Annotated in this window: 18 protein-coding genes; 13 read left to right on the top strand and 5 right to left on the bottom strand. The window is 71.9% G+C overall.

The features are described 5' to 3' along the window. The first annotated feature begins 30 nt into the window (after positions 1 to 30). The 3 genes from CLV71_RS44750 to CLV71_RS44740 all read left to right on the top strand — a co-directional run bounded on the left by CLV71_RS44750 (position 31) and on the right by CLV71_RS44740 (position 3635). Complete coding sequence (locus CLV71_RS44750; protein ID WP_243867424.1) at positions 31 to 1038, top strand: DUF3152 domain-containing protein; 1008 nt, start codon at positions 31 to 33, stop codon at positions 1036 to 1038. A 365-nt stretch (positions 1039 to 1403) separates the two neighbouring features. After that, positions 1404 to 2582, top strand: coding sequence for an adenylyltransferase/sulfurtransferase MoeZ (gene moeZ, locus CLV71_RS44745; RefSeq protein WP_133909052.1), 1179 nt, complete (start codon positions 1404 to 1406; stop codon positions 2580 to 2582). A 258-nt stretch (positions 2583 to 2840) separates the two neighbouring features. Continuing rightward, on the top strand, positions 2841 to 3635 hold the full coding sequence (locus CLV71_RS44740; protein WP_424923962.1) for a TIGR02569 family protein: 795 nt from the start codon (positions 2841 to 2843) through the stop codon (positions 3633 to 3635). On the opposite strand, the gene CLV71_RS44735 is transcribed toward CLV71_RS44740, so the two are convergent. Then, the gene (locus tag CLV71_RS44735; RefSeq protein WP_133909051.1) at positions 3622 to 4155 is read right to left on the bottom strand and encodes a hypothetical protein; all 534 of its coding nucleotides are present in this window, start codon (positions 4153 to 4155) and stop codon (positions 3622 to 3624) included. The genes CLV71_RS44740 and CLV71_RS44735 overlap by 14 nt on opposite strands. An 87-nt stretch (positions 4156 to 4242) precedes the next feature. On the opposite strand from CLV71_RS44735, the gene CLV71_RS44730 reads away from it, so the two are divergent. Further along, complete coding sequence (locus CLV71_RS44730; protein ID WP_133909050.1) at positions 4243 to 5232, top strand: pirin family protein; 990 nt, start codon at positions 4243 to 4245, stop codon at positions 5230 to 5232. An 86-nt stretch (positions 5233 to 5318) separates the two neighbouring features. On the opposite strand, the gene CLV71_RS44725 is transcribed toward CLV71_RS44730, so the two are convergent. After that, complete coding sequence (locus CLV71_RS44725; RefSeq protein ID WP_133909049.1) at positions 5319 to 5543, bottom strand: hypothetical protein; 225 nt, start codon at positions 5541 to 5543, stop codon at positions 5319 to 5321. A 143-nt stretch (positions 5544 to 5686) separates the two neighbouring features. Between CLV71_RS44725 and CLV71_RS44720 the strand changes: the two genes are divergently transcribed. Genes CLV71_RS44720 through CLV71_RS44700 form a run of 5 tightly spaced genes read left to right on the top strand, consistent with a single transcriptional unit; the run spans position 5687 to position 8956 of the window. Continuing rightward, entirely contained in the window at positions 5687 to 6025 is a 339-nt protein-coding gene (locus CLV71_RS44720; protein ID WP_243867432.1) for a YciI family protein, read from the top strand. Beyond that, a complete protein-coding gene (locus tag CLV71_RS44715; protein ID WP_133909047.1) occupies positions 6025 to 6351 on the top strand; it encodes a YciI family protein in 327 nt (108 codons plus the stop codon). The genes CLV71_RS44720 and CLV71_RS44715 overlap by 1 nt, the downstream gene beginning before the upstream one ends. Next, positions 6342 to 7547 carry an RNA polymerase sigma factor gene (locus CLV71_RS44710; RefSeq protein ID WP_133909046.1) on the top strand — a complete coding sequence of 402 codons (1206 nt, stop codon included), beginning with the start codon at positions 6342 to 6344 and terminating at the stop codon, positions 7545 to 7547. Before CLV71_RS44715 ends, CLV71_RS44710 begins: the two co-directional genes overlap by 10 nt. 48 nt (positions 7548 to 7595) lie before the next feature. After that, positions 7596 to 7823, top strand: a complete 228-nt coding sequence (locus CLV71_RS44705; RefSeq protein ID WP_133909045.1) for a hypothetical protein — start codon at positions 7596 to 7598, stop codon at positions 7821 to 7823. Continuing rightward, on the top strand, positions 7823 to 8956 hold the full coding sequence (locus tag CLV71_RS44700) for an SPFH domain-containing protein (protein ID WP_133909044.1): 1134 nt from the start codon (positions 7823 to 7825) through the stop codon (positions 8954 to 8956). Before CLV71_RS44705 ends, CLV71_RS44700 begins: the two co-directional genes overlap by 1 nt. Here CLV71_RS44700 and CLV71_RS44695 read toward each other — a convergent pair. Next, on the bottom strand, positions 8946 to 9245 hold the full coding sequence (locus tag CLV71_RS44695; protein WP_133909043.1) for an MGMT family protein: 300 nt from the start codon (positions 9243 to 9245) through the stop codon (positions 8946 to 8948). The genes CLV71_RS44700 and CLV71_RS44695 overlap by 11 nt on opposite strands. A 62-nt stretch (positions 9246 to 9307) precedes the next feature. Between CLV71_RS44695 and CLV71_RS44690 the strand changes: the two genes are divergently transcribed. Continuing rightward, the gene (locus tag CLV71_RS44690) at positions 9308 to 12523 is read left to right on the top strand and encodes an ATP-dependent helicase (protein WP_133909042.1); all 3216 of its coding nucleotides are present in this window, start codon (positions 9308 to 9310) and stop codon (positions 12521 to 12523) included. Further along, on the top strand, positions 12520 to 15759 hold the full coding sequence (locus CLV71_RS44685; RefSeq protein ID WP_133909041.1) for an ATP-dependent helicase: 3240 nt from the start codon (positions 12520 to 12522) through the stop codon (positions 15757 to 15759). The genes CLV71_RS44690 and CLV71_RS44685 overlap by 4 nt, the downstream gene beginning before the upstream one ends. Here CLV71_RS44685 and CLV71_RS44680 read toward each other — a convergent pair. Further along, a complete protein-coding gene (locus tag CLV71_RS44680) occupies positions 15756 to 16496 on the bottom strand; it encodes an SMP-30/gluconolactonase/LRE family protein (RefSeq protein WP_133909040.1) in 741 nt (246 codons plus the stop codon). The genes CLV71_RS44685 and CLV71_RS44680 overlap by 4 nt on opposite strands. Before the next feature lie 319 nt (positions 16497 to 16815). On the opposite strand from CLV71_RS44680, the gene CLV71_RS44675 reads away from it, so the two are divergent. Further along, on the top strand, positions 16816 to 17874 hold the full coding sequence (locus CLV71_RS44675) for a potassium channel family protein (protein ID WP_133909082.1): 1059 nt from the start codon (positions 16816 to 16818) through the stop codon (positions 17872 to 17874). A gap of 118 nt (positions 17875 to 17992) precedes the next feature. Further along, entirely contained in the window at positions 17993 to 18391 is a 399-nt protein-coding gene (locus tag CLV71_RS44670) for a hypothetical protein (protein ID WP_133909039.1), read from the top strand. On the opposite strand, the gene CLV71_RS44665 is transcribed toward CLV71_RS44670, so the two are convergent. Further along, a complete protein-coding gene (locus CLV71_RS44665; protein ID WP_279588806.1) occupies positions 18388 to 19494 on the bottom strand; it encodes a neutral zinc metallopeptidase in 1107 nt (368 codons plus the stop codon). The genes CLV71_RS44670 and CLV71_RS44665 overlap by 4 nt on opposite strands. Positions 19495 to 19631: the final 137 nt, after the last annotated feature.

The following is a 19631-nucleotide window of genomic DNA, read 5'->3' as shown; positions in this document are numbered from 1 at the left end:
CCCGAAATCGCTTGTGGCACTCTTGTTGTCGTGACGAGACCTGTCCGTGACCGGGATCGCGCTGGTGAGCGCCGGGTGTCCGCCGAGCCGTTGGCCGCCAAGTGGCATCCCACGGACGAACCGCCGTCGGTGAGGCGCAAGGCGGCGCGGAAGAAGGGCGTGCTCGCCACGTACGGCTGGCGTCTGTACGCGGTACCGCTACTGCTGGCGGTGACGGCGGTGGCGGTGTTCCAGACCGTGAACGACGACAACAAGGGCGAGGCGGCCACGGGCGACGAGGTCGCGACGGGCAGCCAGCAGGACAGCGGCGACGTCTACGCGGCGGGTCCGGAGATCACGGAGAAGCCCGCGAAGCCGAACGACCCGAACATCCCCACCGCCGAGCTGCCGCCGGGGCCGAACTTCCTCCAGACGGGCAACGGCAAGTTCACGGTGCTGCCCGGCACGACGGACCGGGTGGGCACCGCGGGCAGGCTCTACACGTACACGATCGAGGTCGAGGAGGGCATAGACCTGGCCCCGTACGGCGGCATCGACTCGTTCGGCCGTCTCGTGGACTCGACACTGGCGGACCCGCGAGGCTGGGTGGGCACGGGGCAGGTCTCGGTCCAGCGCGTCGACGGCAACGCGAACCCGGACATCCGTTTCACGCTGGGGACTCCGGACACGCTGCACCGCGCGGACTACTGCGGCTACTCGATCAAGTACGAGTCGTCGTGCTGGCGACGTTCCGAGAAGCGCGTGATGATCAACCTGGCCCGCTGGGTCCGAGGCGCGCTGGCCTTCGGCGGCGACATAGGCTCCTACCGCGAGTACGCCATCAACCACGAGATAGGCCACGCGTTCGGCAAGGGCCACGTCGGCTGCACCGAAGAGGGCGGCCTGGCACCGGTGATGATGCAACAGTCCTTCGGCACGGCGAACAACTACGTGGCGCAGCTGAACGACCAGGCGGGCAACGACGACCCGGTACAGGCGGACGGCAAGACGTGCCGCTTCAACCAGTGGCCGAACCCACAGGCGCAACCCCCGACCTGACTCGGCCGCTGCTACACGTGACGTCCGTAGGCACCTGTAGCGGCGCAGACCGTTTGGTGGCCGGAAGGCGACACCCTGTGCGCGTAGGGGAGTTGTCCACAGCCCGGGCCGGTTGTCCACAACCCCGCGTGACGTGCGGTTATCGCCCCCTTGGGCCGATAGAATGGCCTCGGGGCGGCCCCCCGGGATCGGGTGGGGGCTGCCTACGCAACCCACTGCGTCGCCATTCGCGGAGTTGATCTTGCTGCTGAGCGGGGCCGGGTGGCGTCCGTCTCGGGATGTGGGAGCCGGGGAAGGTCGGCTGGGAAGAACGCGTTAGTACTGGAGAGACTTGGGGTTACCAGTCACGCGTCGAGGAGGAACCCATGGCAAGCGGTTTGCCACCGCTGGTGGAGCCGGCCGCCGAGCTGACCAAGGACGAGGTCGCCCGCTACAGCCGCCACCTGATCATCCCGGATGTCGGGGTCGACGGGCAGAAGCGTCTGAAGAACGCGAAGGTCCTGGTCGTCGGCGCCGGTGGGCTGGGCAGTCCAGCGCTGCTCTACCTGGCCGCGGCCGGTGTCGGCACGCTCGGCGTGATCGACTTCGACGTGGTCGACGAGTCCAACCTGCAACGCCAGGTGATCCACGGCGTGTCGGACGTCGGCAAGCCGAAGGCGATCTCCGCCAAGGAGTCGATCGCCGAGATCAACCCGCTGGTGAACGTCGAGGTCCACCAGGAGCAGCTGACCACCGACAACGCGCTGGACGTGTTCGCCGGCTATGACCTGGTCCTGGACGGCACCGACAACTTCGCCACGCGTTACCTGGTGAACGACGCGGCGGTGCTGCTCGGCAAGCCCTACGTCTGGGGCTCGATCTTCCGCTTCGAGGGCCAGGTCAGCGTCTTCTGGGAGGACGCGCCCAACGGACAGGGCCTGAACTACCGCGACCTCTACCCCGAGCCCCCGCCGCCCGGCATGGTCCCCTCCTGCGCCGAGGGCGGCGTACTGGGCGTGCTGTGCGCGTCGATCGGCTCGGTCATGGTCACCGAGGCGATCAAGCTGATCACCGGCATCGGCGAGCCGCTGCTCGGCAGGCTGATGGTGTACGACGCGCTGGAGATGTCGTACCGGACGATCAAGATCCGCAAGGACCCCGAGACCAAGCCGATCGAGGGCCTGATCGACTACGACGCGTTCTGCGGCGTGGTCTCCGACGACGCGCAACAGGCGGCCGCCGGACACACGATCACCCCGCGTGAGCTCAAGGAGAAGTTCGACCGGGGCGACGACTTCGCCCTGATCGACGTCCGCGAGCCGCACGAGTACGAGATCGTGAAGATCGAGGGCTCGACCCTCGTCCCGAAGGACGAGATCCTGTCCGGCGCCGCGCTCGCGACGCTGCCGCAGGACAAGCCGATCGTGCTGCACTGCAAGTCCGGCGCCCGTTCCGCGGAGGCGTTGGCGGCACTGCACAAGGCCGGCTTCAAGGACGCGGTCCACGTGGGTGGCGGCGTCCTCGGCTGGGCCCGCGACGTGGACCCGAGCCTGCCGACTTACTGACGATCGAGTGCCCGCGCGACCCCGTGTCGCGCGGGCACCTGTCCACAGCCGCACGGGTTGTCCACAACAGCCCGCGACGAGCCGGCCCCACCCCCGACAGCCGATAGACTGGCCTCGGGGCGGCCCCCCGGGATCGGGTGGGGGCTGCCTACTGCACCACTAGGCGGACAATCCGCCGCTCGGCTGGTTCTTTCGGGTCGGCGGCACGCCACTACGGCGTGACCTGCCCGACAATCACGGTGCGTCCAGGTAGCGTGCCTGGTCGTGACTGCGTCCCCACCGCCCCAGCATGTGCGGTCCGCTTTCGGAGCGAAGGAAAGCGTGCCCGAGCTGATCGGCACCGGCCCGCGGTGGCGCTGCGACGACATCGCGCTGCGCCCGGTGACCAACCCGGCCGAGGCGTCCTGGGTCGCGCAGACCCTCGGCGAGCTGAACGTCCCCGACCTGCGCATCGGCCGCCCCCTCCGCTCCAGCGACGGCCGTTACGTAGTCGGCGGCTGGGTCGCCTCCCGCTTCGTCGCCGGCCGGCACGAGCCCCGCTACGACGAGGTGATCGCCACCTCCCTGCGCCTCCACAAGGCCACCGCCGACCTACCCGTGCCGCGCTTCCTCGCCACCAGGGCCGACGTCTTCGCCATGGCCGACCGCGCCGCCGCGGGCATCGAGCCCGCCCCGCTCAACCCGTCGCTCGGCGGTCGCCTCTTCGACGTCATCTCCGGCTCCCGCAAACCCCTCGGCCTGCGCAACCAGGTCGTCCACGGCGACCTGTTCGGCAACGTCCTGTTCGACGGCGACGCCGCCCCCGGCATCGTCGACTTCACCGCGTTCCACCGCCCGCCCGAGTGGGCCGCCGGTGTCCTGGTCGTCGACGCCCTCGCGTGGGGCGGCGCGGACGAGGGTCTGCCGAAGCGCTGGGCCCACCTCCCGGAATGGCACCAGGTCCTGGTGCACGCGCTGCTCTACCGCCTCGCGGTGCACGCACTGCACCCGCACTCGACCGAACAGTCGATGCGCGGCCTCGAACGGGCCGCCGGGCAGGTCACAGCAGTCTGATCCCACCGCCGCCGACGAAGAACTGCAGGAACATGACGAGGGTCTGCAGCGGCGAGTCCATCATCGTGAGCCCGACCAGCACCGCGATCACGGTGATCACGACAGCGGCCGCGTTCACCACCACCGGCCGCGCGAGCATCCCCGCGACGAGCGCGAACGGCAGCCCACCACACGTGTACACGAGGATCAGCTGCGCGGTGAGCGAGAAGCCGGCGTCGAAGGTGACGGCCGCGGCGAAGCCCCACCCGCCGAGCCCGGCGCCGCCGACGAGAAGCGCCCAGAGGACGACCGACCGCGGATCACTCCAGCGCAGCCAGGTCGCCTCGACCGTGCGCCAGCCGAGCGCGAACAGCGCGATGAAGAGCGCGGCGACCAGCACGACGAGCGTGAACATCTCCTGGCCGGACAGCAGTGGCACCGGCCTGAGCGGCAGGTACCCGCGTCCGGTGGTGAGAAGGACCGCGATGGTGCCGGTGACGACCGAGCCGATGACCCAGACAATGGGGATCTGCCAGCGCATGGCGCGGCACCCTATCGGGCAAGTGGAATAATTGAAGGCGCAACTACCTTTGGAGTGGGTAGGAGTTCCGTTCCAGGGAGGCACACAATGCCGGCGATCACCGCGGACACACTGACCCTGCCCCGTCTCACCGTGCCGGCCGACGCCGACTGGCGGGAGCCGTACCGGGTGGTGACGGCGCAGAAGTTCCTGGAGGGCGAAGGCTTCCAGGTCCGCCGCCCGTTCCCCGGCGTGGACCTCGCGCTTGCGGACCCGTTCCTGCTGCTGGACCACATGGGTGCCGTCGAGTACGGGCCCGGTGAGGCGAAGGGCACCCCGTGGCACCCGCACCGCGGCTTCGAGACCGTGACGTACATGATCGACGGCGCCTTCGCGCACACCGACTCGATCGGTGGCGGCGGCCTGATCACCGACGGCGCGACGCAGTGGATGACCGCCGGTGCGGGAATCCTCCACCAGGAGGTGCCGCCGCAGGACATGGTGGCCAGGGGCGGCTTGTTCCACGGCGTGCAGCTGTGGGTCAACCTCCCGCGCGCGCTGAAGATGACGACCCCGCGCTACCAGGACATTCACGCTGCCGACGCGGCCCTGCTGTCGAGCGACGACGGCGGCGCGCTGGTCCGCGTGATCGCGGGTTCGCTGGACGGTCACGACGGCCCTGGCATGACCCACTCGCCGATCACGTACCTGCACGCGACCGTGAGCGCGGGTGCCCGCCTCGCGATGCCGTGGCCCGCCGACTACAACGCGCTCGTGTACGTCCTGTCGGGCAGGGGCACGGTCGGCACGGCGGGCCGCCCCCTGGAGGAAGGCCAGCTGGCGCTGTTCGGCGCGGGCGACGCGATGTCCGTGCGAGCGGCGGACACGCAGCCGGCGAACTCCCCGACAGGCTGGGAGATCCTGGTCCTCGGCGGCGCCCCGATCAACGAGCCGGTCGCCCGCTACGGCCCGTTCGTGATGAACACCCGCGAGGAGATCGTCGCGGCCTTCGAGGACTACCAGGCAGGGCGCCTCGGCCAGATCCCCGCGGAACACCTGGCACACCGCACGACGGCCGACGACCGGCTGACGGACTGACGTTTCTCGGCGCCGTTCCGGGAACCTTGGAGGTTGTCCACAGCCGGGTCGGTTGTCCACAGGCAAGATCGACATCCCCGGGACTGTCACCCCCTGCCGGTAGACTGGCGTGGCGGGGTGCCCCCGGGATCGGGTGGGGGCTGCCCGAGGTGACCATCCGCGTTGGCGTTGATCAAGGTTTGGTTGGCGCGGTGGTTCCTGGGCCGGCGGCGGATCAGACGCGACCAGCTCGCCGCCAGTTCGCCCAGCCGCGCCTCCGCCTCCCGCGCCGAAGCGTCACCGGCCCGCAGGACCACAGTGGGGATGTACACGTCGAACTCCTCTCGTCACCCCACCCGACGCCGCCCCCGCCGGAAATCGACACCAACCCACCTGTCGATTTCCGGACGCGCCAGCGTCGTCGGAGTGAGACGCTGCGACCCGGCGGCGTCATGAGGAGGAGTTCGTGCGGTACATGTTGATGATCACCGACGACGGAGCCGGTCGGATCGGTCCAGCCGAGATCGACGCGCAGCCCGAGTTCATGGCTTGGCTCCGCGACGTCGACTCCCGAGGCGCCCGGCATGCCGGGACCCTGCTGCGCCCACCGGCGGAAGCGGTCACCGTCCGGGTGCGCGACGGGCGGACACTGCGCTCCGACGGCCCCTTCGCCGAGACCAAGGAGTACGTCGCCGGCTTCGAGATCCTCGAGTGCCGCGACCTCGACGAGGCCATCGCCATCGCCTCGACCCATCCCGCGGCCGGGCGGTCGCCCATCGAGATCCGGCCCTTCTGGCCACTGGAGGAGGACTGATGCGTTTCCTCATGTTCGTCACCGTGGACCCGGACCTCGTGGACACCGCCACCGACGACGACCCCTTCACCTGGGTCAGGGAGACGACCGCCGCAGGCCAGCGACTCGAAGGCCAGCGCCTGCGTCCGGTCGGCGACGCGACCACCCTGTGGCCGAAGGACGGCGGCGGCACCTTCGTCTCCGACGGCCCGTTCGCCGAGACCAAGGAGCAGATCGCCGGCTACGACATCCTCGAGTGCGCCGACCTCGACGAGGCCGTCGCGGTCGCCGCACGTCACCCCGTCGCGAAGTTCGGCGCGATCGAGCTGCGACCCGTATGGCGGTGAAGGACGCACTCGACGAGGCCTTCCGCACCGAATGGGGACGCGTGGTCGCCACGCTGATCCGCGTCACGGGCGACTGGGACCTCGCCGAGGAGTGTGCCTCCGACGCGTTCGCCAGCGCGTTGGCCACCTGGCCCCGGGACGGCGTGCCGCGCCGTCCCGGGGCGTGGCTCACCACCACCGCCCGCAACCGCGCGATCGACCGCGTCCGCCGCGGTGCCGCCGAGACCGACCGGCTCCGCAGGCTCGCACCGGTCGTGCCCACGCACGACGATCCCGGACCGGCGCAACCCGACGACGTCCCCGACGACCGGCTGCGGCTCATGTTCACCTGCTGCCACCCGGCGCTCCCGCTCGAGGCGCAGGTCGCGCTGACGCTGCGCACCCTCACGGGCCTCACCACACCCGAGATCGCGCGTGCGTTCCTCGTGCCGGAGGCCACGATGGCGCAGCGGCTCGTGCGCGCCAAACGCAAGATCCGCAACGCGCGCATCCCCTACCGCGTGCCGCCCGCCGAGCTGCTGGCCGAACGCACCTCCGGCGTGCTCGGCGTGCTGTACCTGCTGTTCAACAAGGACTACTCCGACCCGACCGCGGACCTGACGGCCGAGGCGATCCGGCTCGCCCGGGTGCTCGTCGAGCTGATGCCGGGCGAGCCGGAGGCGGGCGGCCTGCTCGCGCTGATGCTGTTCCACGAGGCCCGCCGCGCGACCCGCGTCGACGCCGACGGTGACCTCGTCACCCTCGCCGACCAGGACCGTGCCCGCTGGGACCAGGCGATGATCGACGAAGCCGTCGCCGTGCTCGACCGGGCGTTCGACCTGGCGCGCCCGGGGGTCTACCAGCTGCAGGCGGCCATCGCGGGCTGTCACGCGACCGCGAAGGACGCCGCCGACACCGACTGGCGGCGTATCGCCGACCTCTACACGGTGGTCGCGCGCGTCAGCCCGTCACCGGTCGTCGAACTGAACCGGGCGGTCGCGATCGCGGAGGTCGACGGCCCGGCAGCCGCGCTCGCGCTCGTCGACACGCTCCGGCTCGACGACTACTACCTCCTCCCCGCGACCCGCGCGGACCTCCTGCGCCGCATGAACCGCGTGCCGGAGGCCGTGGCGGCCTACGAGAAGGCGCTGGCCATGGCGCCGACGGAGGCGGAACGCCGCTTTCTCACCCGACGGGTCGACGATCTGCGGGGGTGAGACACAAACGGGACCTCTGTGCGCTAGCGTCGCGAACGTGAAGCGGTCATGAGTACCGACGACTCGCCGGTCGGCTGTGTCGGGGTCCTGCTGGTCGGCACGCGCGGTGACGGTGGACCCGGCGAGGTGCTGATCAAGATCAGGGGTGGGTCGGAGGCATTTCTCGCGTTCTCCGACGAACCGCTTCCCAAAGGTGCGACTGTGTTGGTCGTCGAATCTCGTGGGGCGCGCACCGTGGATGTCACGCCCTGGACAGACCCGTTTGGAGATTTGTGATGTTCTTCTACCGCGTGCCCGCCCCCGACGAGGCCATGCTCATCTCCGGCGGGAAGGCCAGGGGCGAGAGCAACGCGCCGTTCCGGGTCGTGACCGGGCGGGGCGCGTTCGTGATGCCGTTCTTCCGCAAGGTCCGGTTCCTGTCGCTGCACATGGCCGAGGCCGAGATCACCGAGACGTGCGTGACCAAGCAGGCGATCACGCTGAAGGTCCGCGCGGTGATCGCGTTCAAGGTCGGCAACGACACCGAGAGCATCGTCAACGCCGGTCAGCGCTTCCTGTCCGACCAGCGGCAGATGGAGGACCTGACCGGCCGCATCTTCTCCGGCCACCTGCGCTCGATCGTCGGCGCGATGACCGTCGAGGAGATCATCACCGAGCGGCAGAAGCTGGCGCTCGAGGTGCTCGACGCCTCGTCCGTCGAGATGGCGCGGATCGGCCTCACGATCGACTCGCTGCAGATCCAGTCCATCGACGACCTCGACCTCGGCTACATCGCGGCGCTGTCGGCCCCGCACAACGCCGCCGTGCAGCGAGAGGCGTCGATCGCGCAGGCGAGGGCCGACCAGGCCGCCGCGGAGGCCGCGCAGGAGTCGGCCCGCAACCAGGCCGAGTACGTGCGCCAGACGTCGATCGTCCAGGCCCGCTACAAGGCCGAGGTGGACAAGGCCCAGGCAGAGGCCGCGCAGTCCGGCCCGCTGGCGCAGGCGACCGCGACCCAGGAAGTGATCAACGCGCGCACCGAGCTGGCGCAGCGCGAGGCGTCACTGCGTGAGCAGCAGCTGGTGGCGGAGGTCGTGAAGCCGGCGCAGGCCGAGGCCGAGCGGGTCCGCATCATCGCGAAGGCCGAGGCGGAGGCGACGGAGATCCAGGCCGCGGCAGCCGCGTCCTACGACCGGGTCGCGCTGGACAGGCTCATCATCGAGCAGCTCCCGCAGATCGTGAAGGAGGCGGCAGGCGGCCTGAAGGGAGCGAACGTCAACATCCTGAGCGGCGCCGACGGCCTCGGCGAGATGGCGGCGGGCCTGGTCGGTCAGGGCCTCGCGATCCTGGACTCGGTGAAGAAGGGCCTGGCGAACGACCAGGAGAAGCCCGCGCCGCCCAACCCGGAGCGCAAGAAGCTCAATCCGTAGCCGGTCGCCACCGGTACTCGCGCATGCTGACCTTCTCGCCGTCGGCCAAGACGCCCTCCGCCCGCAGCAGTTCCAGCTGGCGGCGGGCCAGGCCGTGGGCAGGGGTGCCGTTCGACCGCAACACGCGGTGCCACGGCAGATCGTGGCCGTCCTCCGACAGGATGCGGCCGACCAGGCGGGGCGTCGGCGCGGAGGCCATGGCGGCGATGTCGCCGTAGGAGGCCACCCGGCCGGCCGGGATGGACCTGATCAGCTCCCGCACACGTTCGTGCAGCTCCTCCGAAACCATGCGCACCAGTATGACGGCGTGCCGGTGTTACCGAACCGAGTCCGGCGTGGTTCCATCGTCGGGTGGTCGCCGCGAACGCACTTCGGCTCGTGCGCCGGCCGGTGGCTCCCAGCACACCGTTCCGGTGGGAGCCCGCCGCGCAGCGGGTGCTCGACGGGGCCGACGGGTTCGTCCGCGTGCTCGGCGGCCCGGGTACCGGCAAGACCACCCTGCTCGCCGAGGTCGCGGCCGACCGCATCCTGCGTGGCGGCGTCGACCCCGAGCAGCTCCTCATCATCACGGCCAACCGGCGGACCGCCACCGAGGTCAGGGCCGCCGTCGCGCGGCGGATCACCGAGGACGACCGCACCGACGACCTGCCCCGCACCGTCCGCGAGCCTCTCGTGCGGACAGTCCACTCCTACGCCTTCTCCGTCCTGCGCCTCCACGCCCACATGCGGGACGTACCAGGGCCGCGCCTGCTGAGCGGCCCCGAGCAGGACGCCGTCGTCCGCGAGCTGCTCGCCGGGGACATCGAGGACGAGGCCCACTACTGGCCCGACCGCCTCTGGCCCGCGCTCACCGTCCCCGGCTTCGCCGAGGAGCTGCGTGACCTCATGCTCCGCGCCGCCGAGCGCGGGCTCGGGCCCGAGGACCTGATCAGGGTCGGCAGGGAGACGAAACACCCCGAATGGGTCGCGGTCGGCATGTTCGCCCGCCAGTACGAGCAGGTCACGCTCCTCACGAACGCCGCGGACAGTGCCGCCGCCCAGGAGTCCGCGCCCGCCCTCGACGCCGCCGAGCTCGTCGCGTCGGCACTGCTCGCCTTCGACACCGACGCCGAACTGCTCGCCGCCGAACGCGGGCGGGTCCGCTACCTGCTCGTCGACGACGCTCAGCACCTCGACCCGCTGCAGTACCGGCTCCTCGCCAGACTCGGCGTCGCCGCCAAGGAGTTCGTGCTCGCGGGCGACCCCGACCAGGCCGTCTTCTCCTTCCGCGGCGCCGACCCCCGGCTGCTCGCCGACGCCGATCCCGACGGCGGCACGGTCGTCCTCAAGCGACCGCACCGCATGGCACCCGCCGTCCTGGAAGCCGTCGCCCGGCTCGCCGCCCGGCTGCCCGGCGCCGCGCCCCAGCGGCCGGCGCAGGGCCAGAAGGTCGAGAACAGCGGCGAGAACGGGCACGTCGACGTCCACCTCCACACCACGGAGGCCGCCGAGGCCGCGTGGCTCGCCGACCAGTTCCGGCGTGCGCACCTCATCGACGGCGTGCCGTGGTCGGACATGGCCGTCCTCTGCCGGTCGGTCAGCCGCTCCGCCCCGATCCTGCACCGCGCGCTCGCCGCGGCAGGCGTGCCGGTCGCCACCGACGCCGTCGACCTGCCGCTCGCCCGCCAGCCCGCGGTCCGGCCGTTCCTCGAGGTCCTCCGGGTCGCCAACCACCCCCACCTGCTCACCGCCGAGCGCGCGGAGATGCTGCTGACCAGCCAGTTCGGCGGCGCCGACCCGCTCGCCATCCGCCGCCTGCGCCGAGGCCTGCGCAGGCTGGAGCTGGCCGCCGGGCACGACCGGCCCTCCGACGAACTGCTCGTCGAGGTGCTCGACACCCCGGACCTGCTCGCCGCGCTCGACGACGCCGAGGCCGCGAGCGTGCGCCGGATCGCCGCGCTGCTGGCCACCGCCCGACGTGCCATCGCCGAGAACGTCGGTATCGAACAGGTCCTGTGGGTCGTGTGGCAGGAGAGCGGGCTCGAGTCGCGGTGGGTCGCGGCCTCCCAGCGTGGCGGCACTCTGGGCGCGCAGGCCGACCGCGACCTCGACGCGATCGTCGGCCTGTTCCACGCCGCCGCCCGCTACGCCGACCGCCTGCCGGGTGCCGGCGTCACCGGCTTCGCGGACTTCCTTGCCGCACAACGGATCGTCGGCGACACGCTCGCGCCGTCCGCGCAGCGCGGGGACGCCGTCTCGGTGCTCACCGCACACGCCGCCGTCGGTCGCGAGTGGACGGTCGTCGCCGTTCTCGGTGTGCAGGAAGGAACCTGGCCGGACCTGCGGCTGCGTGGCTCGCTGCTCGGCGTCGAGCGGCTCGTGGACCTCCTCGCGGGCGTCGAGGAGTCCCAGCAGCTGTCGGCGACCGCGCCACTGCTCGCCGAGGAGCGCAGGCTGCTGCTCGTCGCCGCGAGCCGGGCGCGCCACAAGCTGCTGGTGTCGGCCATTCGCGGCGAGGACGAGCAGCCGTCCCGGTTCCTGGCGGAGCTGTCCGGTGTCGACGTCGACGAGCTGACCGACGCGGGCAGGCCGACCTCGCTCGGCGGCACGCGGCGTGCACTGGTGCTCTCCGACCTCGTCGGCGACCTGCGGCGTGCGGCCTGTGACGGCAACGCACCGGTGGACCGCAGGCGGCGTGCGGCCCGCCAGCTCGCCAGGCTCGCCGAGGTCGGCGTGCCGGGCGCGCACCCCGACAGCTGGTACGGGCTCGCCGACCTGTCGACCGCGGATCCGTTGCGCGGCAAGGACGACGCCGTCACCGTCTCGCCGTCCAACGTGGAGACGCTGGCGAAGTGCCCGCTGCGCTGGATGGTCGAGCGGCACGGCGGCACCGACCCAGCCGAGCTGGCGTCGATCACCGGTGTGCTCGTCCACGCCCTCGCGCAGGCCGCCGCGACCGGCGCCGACGAGCTGCACCTGCGGGCCGAGCTGGACCGCGCGTGGGACGCGGTCGACGCCGGTGCGCCGTGGTTCTCCCGACGCGAACGCCAGCGCGTGCACGCCATGCTCGACACGTTCCTCTCCTGGGTCGTGGCCACCCGGGACGAGCTGACGCAGGTCGCGGTCGAGCACGATTTCACCGTCGAGCTCCCCGAGACCGAGCCGAAGGTACGCGTGCGGGGCCGCGTCGACCGCCTGGAGTCCGACGCCCAGAACCGCCCGGTCGTCGTGGACGTGAAGACCGGCCGCCAGGCGGTCAGCGAGTCCGACGCGCGTGAGCACCCGCAGCTCGCCGTCTACCAGCTGGCCGCCGCGTACGGGGCGTTCGTGGACCTGGGCCTGGACAGCGAACCCGGTGGCGCGCGCCTGTTGTACGTGGCGAAGGCCAACCGCAGGAAGGCCGCGACCGAACGCAACCAGGACCCGGTCGGCGAGGACGGCGTCAAGCACTGGACCGGGGTGGTCGCCGACGCGGCCGCCGCAAGCACCGGCCCCGAGTACGTCGCGAGGCAGAACGCGGACTGCCCGCGCTGCCCGGTCCGGACGAGTTGCCCGATGCACGCCAGCGGCCGTCAGGTGACGGAGTGATCTCTCCTCGGGACCTGGCCAAGGAGCTCGGTCTACCTGCCCCGACCGACGAGCAGGCCGAGGTCATCGCCGCGCCGACCGACCCCGCGCTGGTCGTCGCGGGCGCCGGCGCGGGCAAGACCGAGACCATGGCCGCACGCGTGGTGTGGTTGGTGGCCAACGGAATCGTCACCCCGGACCGGGTGCTCGGCCTCACGTTCACCAGGAAGGCCGCGCGTCAGCTCGCCGAGCGGGTCCGGTCCCGGCTGCGCAGGCTCGTGGGTTCCGGTGTGCTGCAACGGCTCGAGCCGAGCGGCCAGCGGCTCGCCGACGTGTACGCCAGCGAGCCGACCGTGCTCACCTACCACGCCTACGCGGGCAGGCTGGTCGCCGAGCACGGGCTGCGGCTGCCGGTCGAGCCCGGCGCGCGGCTGCTGACGGAGACCGCGTGCTGGCAGCTCGCGCACCGCGTGGTGTCGACGTGGACCCAGGACCTCGAGACCGAGCGGGTGCCGGTCACGGTGACCCGCTACGTGCTGGAGCTGGCGGGCGAGCTGGCCGAGCACCTCGTCGACGAGGACAAGCTCCGCGTGTACAGCGAGGACCTCGCGACGACCATCGAGACCGCGCCGCGTGGCCCGAGGCAGCGGGCCGACCTGTCCCAGGACTTGCGGGAAGTCGTTGCCGCGCAACGGTTCCGCATCGCGCTGCTGCCGCTGGTGGCCGCGTACGGTGACGCGAAGCGCAAGGAGGGCGCGCTGGACTTCGCCGAGCAGATGGCGCTCGCGGCGCGGCTCGCGAGCACCCAGCCCGAGGTGGTGGCCGGCGAGCGGGAACGCTACGGCGTCGCGCTGCTCGACGAGTACCAGGACACCGGCCACGCGCAACGCATCCTGCTGCGCTCGCTGTTCGGTGGCACCAGACCGATGCCGGTGACCGCGGTCGGCGACCCGGTGCAGGCGATCTACGGCTGGCGCGGCGCGAGTGCCGCGAACCTGCCCCGCTTCGCGACCGACTTCCCCGTGCTGGAGGACGGGAAGCTCGTCCCGGCCACCCGCTACGGCCTGCTCACGAGCTTCCGCAACCCGCCGGAGGTGCTGGCGCTCGCGAACGCGATCTCCGGTCCGCTGCGCTGCGCGGGCGTGGACGTCGACGAACTGCGTGCGCCGGCCGGCAGGGGCCCGGCGGACGTCCGTGTCGCGTTGCTCCCCGACGCGGGCGCCGAGGTCGAGTGGCTGGCCGACGAGCTGGCGCAGCGGTGGCGGTTCATCGCCGACGAGCGCGACAGGCCGCCGACCGCGGCGGTGCTCGTGCGCCGGCGCGCGGACATGACCGACATCGCGACCGCCCTGCGTGCCAGGGGCCTGCCGGTCGAGGTGGTCGGCATCGGTGGCCTGCTCGACGAGCCGGAGGTGCGGGACCTGGTGTCGGCGCTGCGGGTGCTGACCGACCCACTGGCCGGTTCCGCCGCCGCCCGGCTGCTGACCGGCGCGCGCTGGCGCCTCGGCGCGGCGGACCTCGCGGCGCTGTGGAAGCGTGCCGCCGAGCTTGGCCGGGGCTACCGCCCGGAAGGCGAAGGTCGACTTGTCGACACGGTTCCGGGGGAGAGCGCCGAGCAGGCCGGCCTGGTCGACGCGATCGACGACCCGGGCGAGGCGGAGCGGTACTCACACGAGGGCTACCGCAGGCTGCGGACCCTCGGCATGGAGCTGCGTGCGTTGCGCAGGCGCCTGGGCCAGCCGCTGCCGGAGCTGGTCGCGGACGTGGAACGCGCGATGGGGCTGGACATCGAGGCGACCGCACGGGTCGGCGGCGCACGGCGGGCACACCTCAACAAGTTCGCGGACGTCGTGTCGGACTACGCGCAGGCCAGCCCGTCGGCGAGCATCGGGGCGCTGCTGGACTACCTGGCGGCGGCCGAGAGCGCCGAGGACGGCCTCGAGCCCGGCGAGGTCGTGGTGGCCGAGGACCGGGTGCAGATCCTGACCGTGCACAGCGCGAAGGGCCTGGAGTGGGAGCTGGTCGCGGTGCCGCACCTGGTCAACGACGTCTTCCCCAGCCGGAAGCGGACGTCGTGCTGGCTGCGTGCGGTTACCGAGCTGCCCGCCGCGCTGCGGGGCGACACGGCGGACCTCCCGTTCCTCGACCTGTCGGGGACGAGCAACCGCAAGGAGGTCGAGGTCGAGCTGACCAACCACGCGGAGGCCTTCGCCGAGCGGGACCTCGTCGAGGAGCGGCGGCTGTGTTACGTCGCGCTGACGCGGTCCGAGCGGACGCTGCTCGTGTCCGCGCACTGGTGGGGCCGCACCGGCTCGAAACCCAAGGGTCCGTCCCAGTTCTTCACCGAGATCGCCGCCACGGTGTCCACCATGGACGACGAGGTCGCGTCGACGGAGTACTGGGCGGCGGAGCCAGGCGAGCACGAGGAGAACCCGATCGCCACGGCGGAACGCACCGCACTGTGGCCCGCGGACCCGCTCTCGCTCGCCAGGGACGACGTGATGGACGCGGCGGCGCTGGTCCGCGACGAGCTGGCGGCGCTGCGGTCGGACGAGCAGCTGCCGCTGGAGGAGGACCCGGAGGGCTGGGTCGCCGACACGGACGTCCTGCTGGCCGAACGCGCCGCCGCCGCGAACCGCCGCGAGGACGTGACGCTCCCGTCGTCCATCTCGGTCAGCCAGCTCGTCGAGCTGGCCCGCGACCCGACGGCACTGGCCCGCAGGCTGCGCCGCCCGCTGCCGTTCCCCCCGAACCCGGTCGCCCGCCGCGGCACGGCGTTCCACTCCTGGCTGGAGAAGCGCTTCGGCTCCCGGGCGCTGCTCGACCTCGACGAGCTGCCCGGCTCTGCCGACGCGGACGCCGCCCCGGACACCGACCTCGCCGCACTGCAGGACGCGTTCCTGTCCTCGGACTGGGCGCAACGCTCACCGGCCGAGGTGGAGGTGTCGTTCACCTGCGACGTGGACGGCATGACCCTGCGCGGCCGCCTCGACGCGGTCTTCGCCGACCGCGACGGGGGCTGGACGGTGGTGGACTGGAAGACGGGCGCGGTGCCCTCGGCGGAGGAGCTGCCCGCGTTGTCGGTGCAGCTGGCCGCGTACCGGCTGGCGTGGGCGAGCCTGTCGGGTGTCCCGGTCGACCGGGTGCGGGCGGCGTTCCACTACGTCCGCTCGAACACGACCCTCCACCCGGTCGACCTGATGGACGCCCCGGCCCTGCGTGCCATGCTGCGCGGCCTCCCGAGCCAGGAGTCCTAGATCGGTACCGCGACCACCTGACCCGAGCCCGGCGCCACCAGCTCACCGCTCATGCCCTGGTACTGGGCGGCGGCCACGTACAGGGTCGACCCGCCGACCACGCAGTCGAAGCAACCACGGTCGAGTGTCACCTCGGCGAGCACCTCGCCGCCCTCCGCCACCCGCACGCAGTGCCGGTTCGGCACGTCGGCGTACCAGACGGCCCCGGCGGCGTCGACGCAGATGCCGTCCGGTGCGGCCTTCTCGCCCAGCGCCGCCCAGACCCGCCGGTTGCCGAGACTGCCGTCCGGCGCGATGTCGAACGCGGTCAGCCGGTGGCCGTGCGACTCGGCCACGATCAGCGTCTCCCCGGTGACGGCCATGCCGTTGGGAAAGGCCAGCTCGCCCGCCACCTCGCCGTGCCCGACCAGGTGCACGGTGCCGGTCGGCCCGGTGAAGTCCGGTCGGTTCAGGTAGACGTGGCCACGCGCGTCGACCGCGATGTCGTTCCAGCCGGGCTGGCCGAGGTCGGTGTGGGTGCCTGACCCGTGGTCCAGCAGGCGGCCGGTGGCCGAGTCCACGATCACCATCCGTCCGTCCGGCAGGAAGTCGAAGCACAGCGGCAGCGACGCCACCTCGGCCACGACACCGCCCGGCACGGCGAGCACCTCGCCTGCCGACCAGTCGGACACGTAGAGCCTGTCGTCGTGCCAGCGGATCGACTCCAGCAGGCCGCGCCCGGTGAGCAGTACGTCCATGAGAGGACCTCCTTCTGCCGCTCATACGAACAGGCAGGGGTCGGATCGACAATCCGAGAACGCGCGGGGCCGCCGACCGAGGTGGACATCGACAGGGCCGTGCGTGCCGGTCGGCGTCGGGTCCGGGGATGCTGGGTCGGTGCGGCGGCGGTCGTCGTCGCGGTGCTGTCCGTGATGGTGCCGAATCCGACGACCAGTCGACGTGGACCGACGAGCCGCTCACCTGATGCGGGCCCACGCCGGTCCGGGGGGTGGACCGGCGTGGGCTAATCTCGCCGCCGTGACCAGCCCGGACCCCAGCCGACAACGGCGGCCCCGCATGTCGCGGCTGGCCGACCGTCTCACCGACCGGCCGGACCACGCGCTGGCAGGCGTGATCCGGATGCCGGAGCCCACCGTCAGTCCGGTCGCGTCCATCGCGCGGCGGGTGGTCTGGGCCCTCGTCGCGCTGTTCGCGGCGGTCATGATCGTCTACCTGGACCGGGACGGCTACCGCGACGGCAACGGCGACGGACTGTCCTTCCTGGACTGTCTCTACTACGCGACCGTCTCGCTCTCGACCACCGGCTACGGCGACATCACGCCGGTCAGCGCGTCGGCGCGGCTGGTCAACGTCCTGATCATCACCCCGCTGCGGGTGCTCTTCCTCATCGTCCTGGTCGGCACCACCCTCGCCGTGCTCACCGAGCGGTCGCGCCAGGCGTTCAAGCTGCAACGTTGGAGGACGAAGGTGCGCGATCACGTGGTGGTCGTCGGGTTCGGCACCAAGGGGCGCTCCGCCGTGCGGTCCGTGCTCTCCGACGGGAACCAGCCCGAGCAGATCGTCGTCGTGGACACCGACACGGCCATGCTCGAGACCGCGTCCGCGATGGGCCTCGTGACGGTGCACGGCTCCGGCACCCGGTCCGACGTGCTGCGGGTCGCCGGCGTGCCCCGTGCGCGTGCCGTCGTCGTGGCCGCGAACCGGGACGACTCGGCCGTGCTGATCACGCTCACCGCACGCGAGCTGGCGCCCAAGACGCAGATCGTGGCGGCCGTCCGCGAGGCGGAGAACGTCCACCTGCTGCGCCAGTCCGGCGCCAACCAGGTCGTGGTGTCCAGCGAGACGGCCGGGCGGCTGCTCGGCATGGCGACCCACACCCCGACCGTCGTCAACATGGTCGAGGACCTCATCACGCCGGAGTCCGGCCTCGCGATCGCCGAGCGGGATGTCGAGCAGAGCGAGATCGGCGGCTCGCCGAGGCACCTGTCGGACATCGTGCTCGGCGTGGTCCGCAGCGGGAAGCTCTTCCGCGTCGACCACCCGGAGGCGGACGCCATCGAGGTCGGCGATCGTCTGCTGTACGTCAAGAAAGTCACCCCAGCGGACGAGGACTGACACCTGTCGGTGACTTTCCGCCATCTGGGAGCATCGCAGTGTGCGGATCCGGGGTGTAACCATCCCACCGGGTTTCATCCGATGGGCGGCGACTGGGGCCGGGGTAGTCGTTTCCGGGGTGCTGATCGCCACGGCGGTCGGTCTGTCCGGGCTTTTCGGCGCCTCGCCGGAGGACCTGGGGCACACCGTCCGCGCCACGATCGTCACCGGCGCGTCGTGTAGCAGTCCGGACGCCACCTCGACGGTGAAGTTCACCGTCTCGGGCAGGCTCCACGAGGCCCGCTACGACGGCTGCGGCCACGCGAGGAACGAGCCGGTCGACGTGACCGTCCCGGTCGGCGTGCTGCCCGCCGACCTGGTGGTCCACGCCTCCGACGCCGCCACGGGCGACCGTGAGGACGGCCAGGGGCTCGGTCTGCTGCTGATCGTCCTCAGCTGCGTGGCGGGCGCAGGCTACGCCTTCCTCGTCAGAAGAGGGCCACGCACGACGAGGCTGCCCGCCCCGCTGCGCCTCTAGGCGACGTCCTCCGGCGGCGACATCCACGTGTTGCACTGGTAGGTGCGGTTCTGCTGCGCACCCTGTTCCCACCAGCCGATGGCGTGGTCGTCGGTGCCGTGGTCGCGGGGCAGGTCCGGGTTGTGGTCACCGCGGTCCTGGCTCGTGCGGGCCTCCGTCAGGAGGTTGTCGTCCACCGAGCCGCGGCCGTACACCGAGGCCAGGAACATGCCGGAGAAGCACTGCGCCTGCAGTTCCGACCGCCGCGACAGCTCCAGCCCGGCGTCGGTGTCGGCACCCGCGTCGTAGCGGGCGTCCCAGTAGGTCTCCATCACACCGCTCAGCGCCTGCACGTGGTGGCCGTACTCGTGGGCGAGCAGCGCGAGGTACACACCGGGCCGCGCCCCGTACATCTCCGACTGGAGACCGGCGAACGGCATGTAGATCGTGCTGTCGTAGCTGCAGTAGAACGCCGCGGCCACCCCGGTGTTGGACGACCCGCACGCGCTGTCCCACTGCGTCCCCTCGGGGAAGGCGATGTTCGGCGAGAAGAACGGCAGGCCCTGGGCCTGGAGCACCGGCGCCCACGCCGCGTCCAGGCACGGGATCGCGCTCTGGAAGAACGCGGCGGCGCCCGCCGGGGTGGTCTCCCACCGCGCCAGGTCGCACGTCACCGCGGGGGTGCCGATGTCGCCTGCGAACAGGGGGTTGTCCTCCAGCGCGTGCACCGGCTGGGGGCCGTCCTGCGTGGTCTCCGTCGGGGTGTCGTCCTCGGAGGTCTCCGTCGTCTCGGTCGTCGTCGTTGTCGTGGTGGTCGTGTAGGACGTGGTGGGGAAGGGATCCGACGAGGACGTGGAGGTGGACGACGGGTCGTAGCCGGTGTCGGCGACGCTGTCGCCCTTGGAGCTCATGGACAGGAAGCCGAAGACGGCCACGCCGCCGAGCAGCACCACCACGATGATCGTGGCGAGCAGCGCGCCGGTGTTCGACGGCTTCCTCGGCGCGAGCCGGTGCTGGTAGCCGGGGTACTGCGCCCACGGCGGCGTCGCCGGCCGGGGCGGGTAGCCGGGGGGCGGCGGGTACTGACCGGGTGGCATGCCGTGCACCCCGGGTGGCATGCCCATGCCAGGAGGGACGCCGTAGGGCTGCGTCGGCTGCCGCTGACCGGGCGGCGGACCGTAACCCGGCACAGGGTGTGGCGGAAGTGGCCTGGCCTGAGGCGGCGGCAGTGGCCCCATGGGTCGCCAGGGGCCCTGTGGCG

Source organism: Actinophytocola oryzae (assembly GCF_004364325.1).
GTDB classification, from domain to species: Bacteria; Actinomycetota; Actinomycetes; order Mycobacteriales; family Pseudonocardiaceae; genus Actinophytocola; species Actinophytocola oryzae.
The sequence above is the reverse complement of the archived record's forward strand: the minus strand, read 5'-3'. Positions and strand labels throughout refer to the sequence as shown.